At 46.3% G+C, this 14,477-nt stretch carries 11 protein-coding genes; 10 read left to right on the forward strand and 1 reads right to left on the reverse strand.

The features are described 5' to 3' along the window. The first annotated feature begins 80 nt into the window (after nt 1-80). Together mutS and mutL are read left to right on the forward strand one after the other, a co-directional pair. On the forward strand, nt 81-2,666 hold the full coding sequence (gene mutS / locus NSQ37_RS14435; protein ID WP_007409829.1) for a DNA mismatch repair protein MutS: 2,586 nt from the start codon (nt 81-83) through the stop codon (nt 2,664-2,666). Nucleotides 2,667-2,681: 15 nt separating this feature from the next. Further along, nucleotides 2,682-4,556 (forward strand): DNA mismatch repair endonuclease MutL, encoded by a 1,875-nt coding sequence (gene mutL, locus NSQ37_RS14440; RefSeq protein WP_069007011.1) that lies wholly within the window; start codon nt 2,682-2,684, stop codon nt 4,554-4,556. Nucleotides 4,557-4,957: 401 nt separating this feature from the next. Here the strand turns inward: mutL and NSQ37_RS14445 are convergent, their stop codons facing one another. Next, nucleotides 4,958-5,167 (reverse strand): hypothetical protein, encoded by a 210-nt coding sequence (locus tag NSQ37_RS14445; RefSeq protein ID WP_060561674.1) that lies wholly within the window; start codon nt 5,165-5,167, stop codon nt 4,958-4,960. Between the two features lie 931 nt (nt 5,168-6,098). Here NSQ37_RS14445 and NSQ37_RS14450 point away from each other — a divergent pair. The 8 genes from NSQ37_RS14450 to NSQ37_RS14485 all read left to right on the forward strand — a co-directional run bounded on the left by NSQ37_RS14450 (nt 6,099) and on the right by NSQ37_RS14485 (nt 14,467). Further along, on the forward strand, nt 6,099-6,776 hold the full coding sequence (locus tag NSQ37_RS14450; protein WP_012117588.1) for an MBL fold metallo-hydrolase: 678 nt from the start codon (nt 6,099-6,101) through the stop codon (nt 6,774-6,776). Nucleotides 6,777-7,090: 314 nt separating this feature from the next. Beyond that, nucleotides 7,091-7,960, forward strand: coding sequence for an ACP S-malonyltransferase (gene fabD / locus NSQ37_RS14455; protein ID WP_025284752.1), 870 nt, complete (start codon nt 7,091-7,093; stop codon nt 7,958-7,960). Nucleotides 7,961-8,096: 136 nt separating this feature from the next. Next, entirely contained in the window at nt 8,097-9,071 is a 975-nt protein-coding gene (locus NSQ37_RS14460; RefSeq protein ID WP_122503911.1) for an acyltransferase domain-containing protein, read from the forward strand. Nucleotide 9,072: 1 nt separating this feature from the next. Next, nucleotides 9,073-11,313 carry an ACP S-malonyltransferase gene (gene fabD / locus NSQ37_RS14465; protein WP_076424171.1) on the forward strand — a complete coding sequence of 747 codons (2,241 nt, stop codon included), beginning with the start codon at nt 9,073-9,075 and terminating at the stop codon, nt 11,311-11,313. Between the two features lie 65 nt (nt 11,314-11,378). After that, on the forward strand, nt 11,379-11,627 hold the full coding sequence (locus tag NSQ37_RS14470; protein ID WP_012117592.1) for an acyl carrier protein: 249 nt from the start codon (nt 11,379-11,381) through the stop codon (nt 11,625-11,627). Nucleotides 11,628-11,675: 48 nt separating this feature from the next. Continuing rightward, nucleotides 11,676-12,938 carry a hydroxymethylglutaryl-CoA synthase family protein gene (locus NSQ37_RS14475; RefSeq protein ID WP_114354644.1) on the forward strand — a complete coding sequence of 421 codons (1,263 nt, stop codon included), beginning with the start codon at nt 11,676-11,678 and terminating at the stop codon, nt 12,936-12,938. Next, a complete protein-coding gene (locus NSQ37_RS14480) occupies nt 12,935-13,708 on the forward strand; it encodes an enoyl-CoA hydratase/isomerase (protein ID WP_015239888.1) in 774 nt (257 codons plus the stop codon). The genes NSQ37_RS14475 and NSQ37_RS14480 overlap by 4 nt, the downstream gene beginning before the upstream one ends. A gap of 9 nt (nt 13,709-13,717) precedes the next feature. Next, on the forward strand, nt 13,718-14,467 hold the full coding sequence (locus NSQ37_RS14485; protein ID WP_003154094.1) for a polyketide synthase: 750 nt from the start codon (nt 13,718-13,720) through the stop codon (nt 14,465-14,467). Nucleotides 14,468-14,477 lie beyond the last annotated feature (10 nt).

Below are 14,477 nucleotides of genomic sequence, written 5' to 3' on the forward strand. Positions count from 1 at the left end.
TTATATATAAAGATATCACTCTTTTGTTTATGTTATAATGGGATTCGGATAAGAGAAGATACATAGTGAGGGATTAAATGATGGCTAGTTACACGCCTATGATACAGCAATACTTGAAGATAAAGGCAGAGCACCAAGATGCCTTTTTATTTTTTCGGCTTGGTGACTTTTATGAAATGTTTTTTGAAGATGCAAAAAAAGCGTCACAAGAGCTTGAAATTACACTGACAAGCAGAGACGGAGGTTCGGCTGATAAAATTCCGATGTGCGGCGTGCCGTATCATTCCGCGGCGGCTTATATTGAACAGCTGATTAAAAAGGGCTATAAAGTGGCGATCTGTGAGCAGACGGAAGATCCGAAGGCGGCTAAAGGCGTTGTAAAAAGAGAAGTCGTCCAGCTGATCACACCGGGAACCGTGATGGATGGAAAAGGCATTCATGAATCGGAAAACAACTTTATCGCTTCCGTTTCCGAATTCCGTGACGGATACGGTCTCGCTTTATCGGACTTAACGACCGGAGAAAACCTGGCCGTATTTATTGAGCGGATTGAAGATGTCATGTCAGAAATTTACTCAGTCGGCGCAAAGGAAATTGTCGTATCGAGCAAGTTTAACGAACATACAGCTGCTCAGCTGAAAGAACGGTGCGGCGCCACGATTTCCATCGAAGACGGGGAAATAACAGAACGCATTGAAATCGCAAAGCACTTGCCGGGCGAAGAGCTGACAGAGACGTTTATGCGTTTATATACGTATTTGCAGAAAACGCAAAAACGGAGTCTGGATCACCTGCAGCCGGTTCAAGTATATGAATTGGAAGAAGCGATGAAAATTGACCTGTATTCAAAACGGAATCTTGAGCTGACGGAAACGATCCGTTCGAAAAGCAAAAAAGGGTCATTGCTTTGGCTTTTAGACGAGACGAAAACAGCGATGGGCGGCCGGCTTCTCAAACAATGGATTGACCGCCCGCTGATCAGGGCATCCCAAATCGAGGAACGCCAGGAAATGGTCGAGACGCTGATCAATCATCTGTTTGAGCGTGAAGATCTGCGAGAGCGCCTGAAGGAAGTATACGATTTAGAACGTCTGGCGGGCCGGGTCGCATTCGGAAACGTCAACGCAAGGGATTTAATCCAGCTGAAAGAATCTTTAAAACAAGTGCCGAGCATCAAAGAGCTTGTAGGGTCTCTTAACCATAAAAAAGCAAAAGAACGCGCCGGCTTGATTGATCCGTGCGGAGATTTGCTTGACCTGTTAGAAGAAGCCCTTCATGAAAACCCGCCGTTATCGTTAAAAGAAGGCAATTTAATTAAAGACGGCTATCATCAGAAGCTCGATGAGTACCGTGACGCCAGCAAAAACGGTAAAGACTGGATTGCCAGACTGGAGCAGCAGGAACGCGCTTATACGGGCATCCGTTCATTAAAGGTCGGTTTCAATAAAGTGTTCGGCTATTATATTGAAGTCACAAAAGCAAACCTTCATCTGCTTGAAGACGGACGGTATGAGCGGAAACAGACCCTCACAAACGCCGAACGGTACATTACGCCGGAATTGAAGGAAAAAGAAGCGCTTATTTTAGAAGCGGAAAACAACATCTGCGAGCTGGAATATGAGCTTTTTGCCGGACTGCGTGAAAAGGTGAAACAATTTATTCCGCGCTTGCAGCGTCTTGCCAAACAAATGAGTGAGCTGGACGCACTGCAATGCTTTGCTACGATCAGTGAAAACAGGCATTACACAAAGCCCGTCTTTTCTGATAATGAAGTAAAAGTCATTGAAGGGAGACACCCCGTCGTTGAAAAGGTGATGGACAGTCAAGAATACGTGCCGAACAACTGCCTGATGGGCGATTCGCGGGAAATGCTCCTGATTACGGGTCCGAATATGTCAGGTAAAAGCACGTATATGAGACAGATCGCACTTCTATCGATCATGGCTCAGATCGGCTGTTTTGTGCCCGCAAAAGAAGCGGTTCTGCCGATTTTTGATCAAATCTTCACGAGAATCGGGGCAGCGGATGATTTGATTTCCGGACAAAGCACCTTTATGGTGGAAATGCTGGAAGCGAAAAACGCGATTGTGAACGCCACAAAAGACAGCCTGATCCTGTTTGATGAAATCGGCCGCGGGACATCAACGTACGACGGAATGGCGCTGGCACAGGCGATTATTGAGTATGTCCATGATCATATCGGCGCTAAAACACTGTTCAGCACGCATTATCATGAGCTGACGGTGCTTGAAGATAAGCTTCCTCAGCTGAAAAACGTTCATGTGCGCGCAGAGGAATATAACGGAACGGTCGTGTTTCTCCATCAAATCAAAGAAGGAGCCGCAGATAAAAGTTACGGCATTCATGTCGCCCAGCTTGCCGAGCTCCCGGACGATCTGATCAGCCGCGCGCAGGAGATTTTGAAACAGCTTGAGCAGACGGGAGATAAGCCGGAGCTTCCGGCGGTATCTGAGAAAAAGTCCGCCGTCAGAGAAGAACCGGCACAGCTGTCCTTTTTTGCTGACGGTGAAAAAGAACAGAAGGCACCGGCTGTTTCTAATAAAGAAAAACAAGTGCTTGAAGCCTTTAAGTCAATCAATATTCTCGATATGACGCCGCTTGAAGCGATGAACGAAATGTACAAGCTGCAAAAAAAATTAAAATAGAAAGAGGTGACGGACTTGGCAAAAGTCATCCAGCTGTCAGATGAACTTTCAAATAAAATAGCGGCCGGCGAGGTGGTCGAACGGCCTGCCTCAGTCGTTAAAGAATTGGTGGAAAACGCCATCGACGCAAACAGCACAGTCATTGAAATCGACATAGAGGAAGCGGGGCTTTCGTCGATTCGGGTGCTCGATAACGGCGAAGGGATGGAAACCGATGATTGCAAGCGGGCTTTCCGCCGCCACGCGACCAGTAAAATCAAAGATGAAAACGACCTGTTCCGGGTGAGAACACTCGGTTTCCGCGGAGAAGCTTTGCCAAGTATCGCGTCTGTTTCTCATCTGGAAATCAAAACGAGCATCGGCGAGGGAGCGGGCACCCATCTCATTCTTCAGGGCGGGAATATCATTTCTGAACAGAAATCCTCCAGCAGAAAAGGAACGGAGATTATCGTTACCAACCTGTTTTTCAATACACCCGCCAGATTGAAATATATGAAAACCGTGCATACGGAGCTCGGCAATATTACGGATGTTGTCAACCGGATCGCTCTTGCGCATCCGGAAGTATCCATCCGTCTCCGCCATCAGGGGAAAAATCTGCTGCAGACAAACGGTAACGGGGACGTGCGCCATGTGCTGGCCGCAATTTACGGGACGGCGGTTGCGAAAAAAATGATACCGCTCCATGTCAGCTCGCTTGATTTTGAAGTCAAGGGCTACATTGCGCTTCCGGAAATCACGCGTGCATCCAGAAACTACATGTCATCTGTCATTAACGGAAGATACATTAAGAATTTCCCGCTTGTAAAAGCGGTGCATGAGGGCTATCACACACTTCTGCCGATCGGCCGCCATCCGATTACGTTTATCGAAATTACGATGGACCCGATTTTGGTTGATGTCAATGTTCATCCGTCGAAGCTTGAAGTCCGCCTCAGCAAAGAGACGGAGCTGCATGAGCTGATCCGTGACGGGATAAAGGAAGTGTTTCAAAAGCAGCGGCTTATTCCGAGCGCCCAGCTCCCGAAAAAATCAGCGCCGGCACCGGCCAAAAACGAACAGCAATTTATGACATTCGAGGAAAGCGCGCCTGAGCGGAAACTTCCTGAAAAAACGCCGGAGCCGTCTTACTCACCAATGAAGCTGAGTTCGGTCGTAAAAGAGCCTGAGCCGGTAATAATAGAAGAAGAGATCCTCCCGAATGAAGCGGATCACGATGTGCCGCCGAAGATCGGTATGCCCGAAACGGCAGCGCCTGTTTCCGATACTCCGGAACCGGAAGCTGTCGCTGAAGAAATACGTGAAGAAAGAGTTCCGGTGATGTATCCGATCGGCCAAATGCACGGGACATATATTTTAGCCCAAAACGAAAACGGCTTGTATATCATTGACCAGCATGCGGCCCAAGAACGGATTAAATACGAATATTTCCGGGAGAAAGTCGGGCAGGTCGAGCCTGAAGTGCAGGATATGATCGTGCCGCTCACCTTTCATTACGCGGCAAATGAAGCGCTGATTATTGACCAGCATCAGCATGAGCTTGAAAGCGTCGGAGTATTTTTAGAAGCATTCGGCACGAACAGCTACATCGTCCGCTGCCATCCGGCCTGGTTTCCAAAAGGGGAAGAAGCTGAACTGATTGAAGAAATCATTCAGCAGGTGCTTGACGCCAAACAGATCGATATTAAAAAACTGCGGGAGGAAGCGGCCATTATGATGAGCTGCAAAGGCTCAATCAAAGCGAACCGCCATTTGCGAAACGACGAAATCAAAGCGCTCTTGGACGACCTGCGCCGAACGACAGACCCGTTCACATGCCCGCACGGCCGGCCGATCATTATCCACCACAGTACGTATGAGATGGAGAAGATGTTTAAACGTGTGATGTAATAACAACGTTTATGTGAGACTAAACCGTTATTTGCCCACAAGCAGCCTTACTAGTTTGAATGACCCAGCCTTTCAGAGATAACTTTTGAGTTTTTTAATTTCTGGCATAATTGGTGCATCGGTATGCCGTCAATCATGAAAATGATTTGTTTAACATCCAGCTGCTTTTCCGTCATATAAAAATTGTTTTTGGAGAGTATTTGGGATTGGCGATGTAGTATCCTGTGATTGGTGTAACCGTCTATATCGTCCATTGACTGCATTAATAGTGAAATAATTGGAGAAAACGGTTCCTGAAAAATCTCATGTTATTTGTGAAGAATTTAAATAAAATTGGAATTTGGCGGGTTATACTATCCGCAAGTTAGTCAAGGGGGACTAGTAATTAGCCCCCCTTACATTTAGTTCTTCCTGCGGTTTTTTCTATTTTTGATCAAACTGAAAACCACTAAGAGAACCACACCGACAGCAACGATATAAAATGAAATTTCTGCTGTTGCGGTATTAATATTCTTAAGAACAAGGATAAGTCCTATTAAAACTATAGGAATGATGTAAGTTAGAATTCTTATAGCTTTTGGGCTCGGTTCAGCGTTACTTTTATCTTCCATAGTTACCTCCGATCTTAACACGTTAGAAAATAATCACTTTAAAGCTTAACACAGGATAAATTTGTTAAACACCAACAATAGCCCCGTTTAAATGAAAAGCCTAAGAGTTTTAGTAATCCACCAAGCGGCTGTTGGGTTGCCAGTTCTTTTAGAGCACCCGCATAGCACGCATCTTCCACTGCACCAGTAAAATTGTCGATCGTATTAAGAATTATTTCAAAACGCCGATTCTACCCATAGGCAGCTTTAGCAGGTATTGCATCCCAGGGCAATTTACCTTGAGAAGTAAACTCCGACCCATATAACATAGTCTATTGTCTAATGATTAATATTTACTTTTTACACTTAATGATTTTATGTTAGTTTTGTTTTTGCACAGTAAAAAGCTGCGCGACGCTTTCGTGAATTGTTGCAGCTAGGGCTGATTTGAAAAGAGTGTAAATTACGCCGTACTTTTCTAAGTTCAATTATGTTAATGTCAACATAACGTTGAATTCGGTGTAAGAACTAAGGTATTCTGATATATTTCGAGAGCCCGTATGGTTTAGTTTATCTTGAAGAAAAGGATTGAAATAATAGTCTTGATTGCGGGTCATTTCTAAAAACTGATTATCCCCTTCGGCCGCTTCGGCAATTGCTTTTCAAAACAAAAGCTCAATTTGTTTTCTTTTTATCCGAAACCCATATTCATCCTTCATTTTCTGAATAAAATTACCTAAAGAATTCATCTAAATTAATATTCTGATTTACTTATATATCAGCATAGCAATTTGTAAAAAAGGTCCAGACTGGTGCTTTTGGCGGGAGCAGAAAGTTTTTTTAACTTTACCGGAAAATCCATGGAAAAACGTGGTGTCATCTGGTAAAGTGGTTACAGTCGGCTGGGCGGCGGCAGCAGTCTGCCCGGATCTTTTAAATGGGAATGGTGACAATGGATCATACATATGAAGTGCATCAAATCAAAACTTATCACCAGATGTGGTCCAACTATTGTTATATTATCGCAGACCGCTCAAAAAAATCTGCGATAGCGGTGGACCCGTCCTGGGAAATCGATAAAATAACCGATAAACTGCATGAATTGGATGTTGATTTATCCGCTATTTTATTAACACATTCGCATTATGACCATGTAAACTTGGCGGAGCCGCTTCAGCAAATCTATCATTCTGATATATACATGTCGTCGGCGGAAATCGATTTCTATCAATTCCGGTGCAGAAACTTAATAGCGCTTGAAGACGGCCAAACCTTTGCGGCCGGAGGGTTTATCATCAGAAGTATACTGACCCCGGGACATACGGCCGGGGGAATGTGCTATTTGCTATCTGATCATCTTTTTACCGGTGACACCGTGTTTACAGAAGGGTGCGGTATATGTGGGGACAGGGGCAGCTCAGCTGAAGATATGTTTCACAGTATACAGAGGATCAAAGCCTCCATTCCGCCGCATGTGCGTGTGTATCCGGGGCACTCCTTCGGGGAGAAGCCGGGTCAAAAAATGGAGAGTCTTTTGAAAAACAATATTTACTTTCAGATTGAAAAAAAAGAACATTTTGTGAATTTCCGCAACAGAAAAAATCAAAAAGGGCTGTTTCATTTTAAGTAATGTGTAATTTAGTTCTATCTAACTAGCTTTTCTTTTGAGGCAAGGAACTTCTGAAATGGAATGGAAGTTATTACTAGATTTCTGGTGATGAATGGCTGAGTAACGGGAGTTTGCGGAAGAGAACGCCGGGCAGGCCGGATGGGACATTCTGCTTACGCCTGTTCCGAAAGCCCTGAGTCCGCCTTTCGACAGGGAAAAATAGGCATTATTCAGGAGTTCGCATAGGATAAATTAACTTGACATGGTATTTTTGTGAAGTTACTATCAACTTGAACATGCTTCTTATCTGAATCCGAGAAAGGATGGCTGAGAAAATGATCACATACTTATTCCCCGGACAAGGTTCTCAAAAGCAGGGAATGGGGAGCTCATTGTTTGAAGAATTTAAAGACTTAACGGAGCAGGCTGATGAAACACTCGGATATTCTATGAAACGGCTTTGTCTTGAGAATCCGTATTCCAACCTTCACAAGACGCAGTTCACCCAGCCTGCTTTATATGTTGTAAACGCGTTAAGCTATTTGAAAAAAATCCAAGACAATGACATAAAGCCGGATTATGTGGCCGGCCACAGTTTGGGAGAATATAATGCACTGTTTGCAGCAGGTGCTTTTGATTTTATTACCGGTCTGCAGCTTGTCCGTAAAAGAGGCGAATTAATGAGTATGGCCACTGACGGAAAAATGGCCGCTGTTATGGGGTTAACTGCAGCTCAAGTGTCAGACGCCCTTCAAACGCACGGATTACATACGATTGATATTGCCAATATGAATTCTCCTTACCAAGTTGTCATATCCGGACGCAAAGAAGACATTGAAAGAGCCAAAAGCGTATTCGAAGGATTAAAAGACGTTACGATGTTTCATCCGTTAAACGTAAGCGGCGCTTTTCACTCGAGATATATGAGTGAAGCAAAACAAGAGTTCGAAAAATTTTTACAGTCATTTCATTTTTCTGCTATATCAATTCCTGTCATTTCTAATGTTCATGCCAGACCTTATGAGCAAGACGGAATCCACTCCGTTCTGGCCGATCAGATCGACCATTCAGTGCGATGGAACGACAGCATCCGCTATCTGCTGGACAAAGGGCGGATGGAATTTGAAGAAGTCGGCCCGGGCCATGTGCTGACAGGACTTATTCACCGCATCAAAAAAGAAACTGAAGCTTCACCCGCCATGTAGCGGAATGCAAGTCAAAATTCTTATCTCACACAATAGTGCCAGCCATACAACATCACGACCACTTCACCTGCACACGACATCACGAAAAACTCACAAATCAATATTTTGAAAAAATAAAGAGCGAAAAGGAGAACAAATGAACCAGCCAATTGTTTTCATGTTTTCTGGACAGGGTTCCCAATACTATCAAATGGGGAAAGAGCTGTTTGCACATAACGCCGCTTTTCGGCAGAAAATGCTTGACTTGGACGATTTTGCAGTCAGCCGTTACGGTTACTCTGTCCTAAAAGAGATGTATCATACAGGCAATCGTCTGTCTGATCCATTTGACCGCCTTCTTTTCAGCCATCCTGCCATTTTCATGGCTGAGTACGCACTTGCATATGCTTTGGAGCAAAGAGGCATACGTCCCGATTATGTGATCGGAGCAAGCCTCGGAGAGTATGCAGCGGCCGCTGTGTCGGGCGTGCTGAGCGCCGAGGATGCTTTAGATTGCGTGCTGGAACAGGCCCGAATCGTTACGGAAACTTGCCGTAACGGCAGCATGCTTGCGATACTGGGTGATCCGGCTTTATATCAAGATGATCCGCTGCTCGGCGAACATAGTGAATTGGCATCTGTAAACTATCATTCTCACTTTGTCATCTCGGGAGAGCGGGAACATATCAAAAAGATCATGGACGATCTGAGAAAAAAGCAGATTCCTCATCAGCTATTGCCGGTATCTTACGGGTTTCACTCAGCGCTGGTTGATCAGGCGGAACAGCCGTACAAGCGCTTTTTAGCTCAGAAATCAATCCGGACTCCGTTTATACCGTACATCTCCAGTGCGACCGGAGGGGCTGAGACCGATATACAAGCGGACTTTTTCTGGGATATCGTAAGAAAGCCGATTCGATTCCGCGAAGCGCTTCAATTCGCAGACAGCCGCCAAAAAGGATTGTATATTGATGCCGGGCCTTCCGGAACATTGGCAGCATTTGCCAAACAGATTCTTCCTGCAGGATCGGCTGAACGCATCCGTGCCATTATGACGCCGTTTCATAAAGAACAAACACATTTGCAGCAAATAGAAGACAGCATTTTATCACCGCCCGGAAGGAGACTGTAAGATGATCAGCTTTGTTTTTCCAGGCCAAGGCTCGCAAAGAATAGGGATGGGAGAGGACCTGTTCGGCCGCTATCCTGAATTAACCGCAAAGGCCGATCACATTCTCGGATATTCCATTCAGGAGCTGTGCCGGGACGGAGAACGTCTCAATCAGACTCAATTCACTCAGCCGGCGCTCTATGTCGTCAATGCCCTCAGTTATTTGAAAAAAACAGAAGAAACCGGCTTGAAACCGGATTTTACCGCCGGACACAGTTTGGGCGAATATAACGCGTTATACGCTTCGGGCGCCTTTGATTTTGAAGAAGGCTTACAGTTGGTCAAAAAAAGGGGCGAACTGATGAGCCGCGCAAAAGGAGGCGGCATGGCAGCGGTGATCGGCCTGACTCATGAGCAGGTGACGGATGTTTTAAGAGAAAATCACTTGGATATGATTGATATCGCCAACATGAACACACCGCAGCAAATTGTCATTTCCGGATATAAAGAAGATATTGAAAAAGCAGCATCCGTTTTTGAAGCCGTAAACGGCGTAAAAATGGTTCACCGCTTAAATGTCAGCGGCGCCTTTCATTCCAGATACATGCTGGAAGCGAAGGAAGAGTTTTCACGGTTTATTGAATCTTTCCATTTTAAGCCGCTGTCCATCCCGGTCATTTCAAATGTGACGGCAAGACCCTATGAGCAAAGAGAGCTGAAAGAGACACTCACCGGACAAATAACGGGATCGGTGAACTGGACAGACAGCATCCGTTTCTTAATGGGAAGAAAGAACATGAGCTTTGAGGAAATCGGCCCCGGAAAAGTGCTGACGGGGCTGATACAAAGAATTACGGCTGAAGCGGAGCCGATAACAGATGAAATCAAAGTCCCGGCTGAGGCTGGAAAAAGCTCAATTACGGCGGCGTCTTTAGGAAATGAAGAGTTTAAGCGCGATTATCAATTGAAATACGCCTACTTGGCCGGCGGCATGTACCGCGGAATTTCTTCGAAGGAAATGGTTGTCAAACTGGCTGAAAAAGGAATGATGGGCTTTTTCGGAACGGGCGGTTTGAACATCGCGCACGTTGAGGACGCCATTTTGTCAATTCAGCATGAGCTTCGTGACGGCGGTTCCTTCGGCATAAATGTTGTACATAACATGAAGCATACAGATTCAGAGGAAAAAATGATTGATCTTTTACTGAAGCATGGGGTTCAGAACTTGGAAGCATCAGCGTTTTTAACGGTTACTCCCGCTTTAGTAAGGTTTCGCGCTAAGGGGTTAAAACGCGGTGCCGGCGGGCAAATAATAGCGCGTCAGCGGATTATCGCCAAGCTGTCCCGTCCGGAAGTAGCGGAAGCGTTTCTCAGCCCGGCGCCTGATCACATTCTGCAGAAACTTGCAGCCGAAAACAAAATTACCGCTGAAGAAGCAAGTCTGATGAGAGAAATACCCGTTGCGCATGACATCTGCGTAGAGGCTGATTCAGGCGGCCACACTGACGGCGGAGTTGCTTACAGTCTCATGCCGGCGATCATCCGTTTACGAGATGACATGATGAAAAAATACCGATACGGCAAAACCGTCCGCATCGGAGCCGCAGGGGGAATCGGAACGCCCGAGGCTGCCATGGCAGCATTTATGCTCGGCGCTGATTTTATTGTGACCGGATCTATTAACCAATGCACCGTTGAGGCAGCGACGAGCGGCCTCGTAAAGGACCTCCTGCAGCAGATGAATGTACAGGACACGGCCTACGCGCCGGCCGGCGATATGTTTGAATCAGGCAGCAAGGTGCAGGTATTAAAGAAAGGGCTGTTCTTTCCGACCCGCGCCTCTAAGCTGCATGAACTGTATCAGCGTCACCGCTCAATTGAAGAAATTGATGAAAAGACACTCAGACAAATAGAAGAGAAGTATTTTAAGGCAAGTGTAAGCAGTATTTATGACAAAGTGAAGGCTCATTATTCGAATGAAGACATTTCAAAAGCCGAACGGAATCCGAAACAGAAAATGGCGCTCATATTCAAATGGTATTTCAGGCAAAGCTCTGCTTCGGCGATTAAAGGAGACCCGGATGCCAAGGTAGACTTCCAGATTCATTGCGGCCCGGCATTAGGCGCCTTTAATCAATGGGTGAAAGGTACGGAGCTGGAGTCTTGGAAAAACCGCCATGCCGATGGTATCGGCATGCGGCTTATGGAAGAGACGGCCACGCTTTTGAATCAGAAGTTAGGTTCATTTTTGCAAACGTGTTGACAAGACGAAATGATAGATTGAAAACATGGAATATTCATAAAAGATGAAACAGGGAGGAACTGACAATGAGTAAAGAAAGAATCTTTGAATTGCTGCAGAACACAATCTACGAGGTTTTACCTGATTTAGAAGGCGAACAGCTTTCACAGGAAGACCGGTTAGTTGATCTGGGGGCGGATTCAGTGGACCGCGCCGAAATTATCACGATGATGCTTGAAGAATTATCACTGCAGATCCCGCGTGTTGAGCTGACGGGAGTGTCAAACATCGGCGAATTGGCGGAAAAGCTTTATGAAAAGGTACAGGCTGTCTGATAAAACGGTGAAATCGGAAACTCAAAATTCATATTGGAGGCGAAGTTCATGGCGGCTGCCGGAATAGAAGCGATAAATGTGTTTGGCGGGACAGCATACCTTGATGTCATGCAGCTGGCGGAGTACAGAAACTTAGACCCTGCCAGATTTGAGAATTTACTGATGAAAGAAAAAGCGGTGGCGCTTCCGTACGAAGACCCCGTTACATTCGGCGTTAACGCGGCAAAGCCGATTATCGACCGATTGACAGAGGCTGAAAAAGACAGAATCGAGCTGCTGATTACCTGCTCGGAGTCCGGCATCGACTTCGGAAAATCACTCAGTACATATATTCATGATTACTTAGGCCTCAACCGGAACTGCCGTTTATTTGAACTGAAACAAGCCTGTTATTCAGGAACGGCGGGTTTGCAGATGGCGCTTAACTTTATTTTGTCGCAGACATCCCCCGGAGCGAAGGCGCTTGTCGTCGCGACGGATATTTCCCGGTTTTTAATTGCCGAAGGCGGCGATGCGTTAAGCGAGGATTGGTCTTACGCAGAACCGAGCGCCGGAGCGGGTGCCGTCGCCTTATTGATCGGTGAAAATCCAATTGTATTTCAGGCGGATGCGGGCGCTAACGGCTACTACGGCTATGAGGTGATGGATACATGCCGTCCGATCCCGGACAGTGAAGCCGGTGACGCCGATTTGTCATTGATGTCTTACCTCGATTGCTGTGAACAGACATTTCGCGAGTACAAAAACCGTGTGCCGGGCGCTGACTACAAAGAGACGTTTCACTATCTTGCCTTCCATACACCGTTTGGCGGCATGGTCAAAGGGGCCCACCGGACGATGATGCGCAAGCTTGCAAAAGCGAAAAACGCTGAAATCGAACAGGATTTTCAAACCAGAGTAGAGCCGGGGCTCCGCTATTGCCAAAGAGTCGGAAATATTATGGGAGCAGCCTCTTTACTGGCTCTTGCAAGCACGATTGACCAAGGGGGATTCGACACTTCTAAGCGGATCGGCTGTTTCTCCTACGGCTCCGGATGCTGTTCAGAATTTTACAGCGGCGTTGTGACGCCTGAAGGGCAAGCGCGGCAGCATTCTTTCAATATAGAAGAGCATCTGAACAACAGATACAGGCTGTCCATGGAAGAGTATGAAGAACTGTTTAAAGGCAGCGGTCTGGTGAAGTTCGGAACCCGGAATGTCAAATTGGATATGAATATGATTCCGAACATTTTAGACCATCATGCCGGGAGCCCTCGTTTATATTTGGAAGAAATCACGGAATTTCATCGGAAATACAGGTGGATATCGTGACCTATGAAACGATAAACGTCCGTTTTCAGCAAAATGTCTGCTTCATCACCTTTGATCGGCCTGAAGCCAACAATACGATTAATGAGCGTTTAGTGGAGGAATGCCTGCATATTCTTTCTGAATGTGAAGACTCCGTGACCTCCGTAGTGCTTGAAGGGCAGCCGGAGGTATTTTGTTTCGGGGCGGATTTTGATGAGATGTACCGGAAAATGAGGCAGGGAATGCAGCATGCGGAATCGCAGGAGCCGCTTTACCGTTTGTGGCTGGCATTAAAATCCGGGCCGTACATCACAATCGCTCGCGTCCGCGGACAAGTAAATGCGGGAGGTGTCGGTTTTGCCGCCGCGTGCGATATCGTCATTGCAGAGGAGAATGCTTCGTTCAGTTTATCTGAACTGTTATTCGGACTTTATCCGGCCTGCGTTCTGCCGTTTTTAATTCAAAGAATCGGATTTCAAAAGGCGCATTATATGACGATTATGACAAAGCCCGTGCCGGCACGCCAGGCGCTTGAATGGGGACTTTGTGACGTATGCGTCCCGGACTCAGCAACAGAGCTGAGAAAGCATTTGCTGCGTCTTCGCCCTCTGTCGAAAAAAGCAGTCATCCGCTATAAACAATACATGGATTCCTTAAACGACCTTGTTCATCGTTCGAAATCCATTGCTCTAGCCGAAAATCAAGCGATGTTTTCAGATCCGGATAACCAATCAGCCATCTTCCGTTATGCAGAAACGGGGCGGCTTCCTTGGGAAACGGAGAACAGTTAGGAGGATATCATGCCGAACGCCGCAGTTGAACTGCTCGAAATTGAACCGGATATTATCCAAGTGACAATGCAGGATAAAGCCCATAAAAACGCCTTCTCCAAAGAACTGACGGATGGATTGATGGAAGCATTCACCCGTATAAAAAAATCGTCAGTCTATAAAGCTGTGATTTTAACAGGATACGGCCATTACTTTGCTTCCGGAGGCACACAGGAAGGCCTGCTCAGGATTCAGCAGGGCATCACGAAGTTTACGGAAGACCGCATGTACTCTTTGGCGCTGGAATGTGATATTCCCGTCATTTCCGCCATGCAGGGCCACGGAATCGGAGGCGGGTTTGTCATGGGGCTTTTCAGTGATTTTGTCATTTTAAGCAAAGAAAGCGTGTATACCGCAAACTTTATGAAATACGGTTTCACCCCCGGAATGGGCGCTACCTTTATCGTTCCGGAGAAGCTTGGGGCAAGCCTCGGCCATGAAATGCTGTTAAACGGCGGCCACTACCGCGGCGGTGACCTGGAGAAAAGAGGGGTGCCTTTTCCGGTGCTTCCTCGGCAGGAAGTACTAGACTATGCGCAGGAATTGGCCCGTGAGCTTGCAGAAAAACCGAGAAACTCTTTAATTACATTGAAAAGGCACTTGGTGACGCCGTTTCGCGAGCAGCTTCCGGCTGTCATTGAGAAGGAGTTAATCATGCACGATGAGACGTTTCATGATGATGAAGTGAAGAAACGAATCACGACGATGTACGGAGTATAAGACATACATC

The sequence above is a fragment of the Bacillus sp. FSL P4-0334 genome (genome assembly GCF_038004825.1).
In the GTDB taxonomy this organism is placed as follows: Bacteria; Bacillota; Bacilli; order Bacillales; family Bacillaceae; genus Bacillus; species Bacillus velezensis.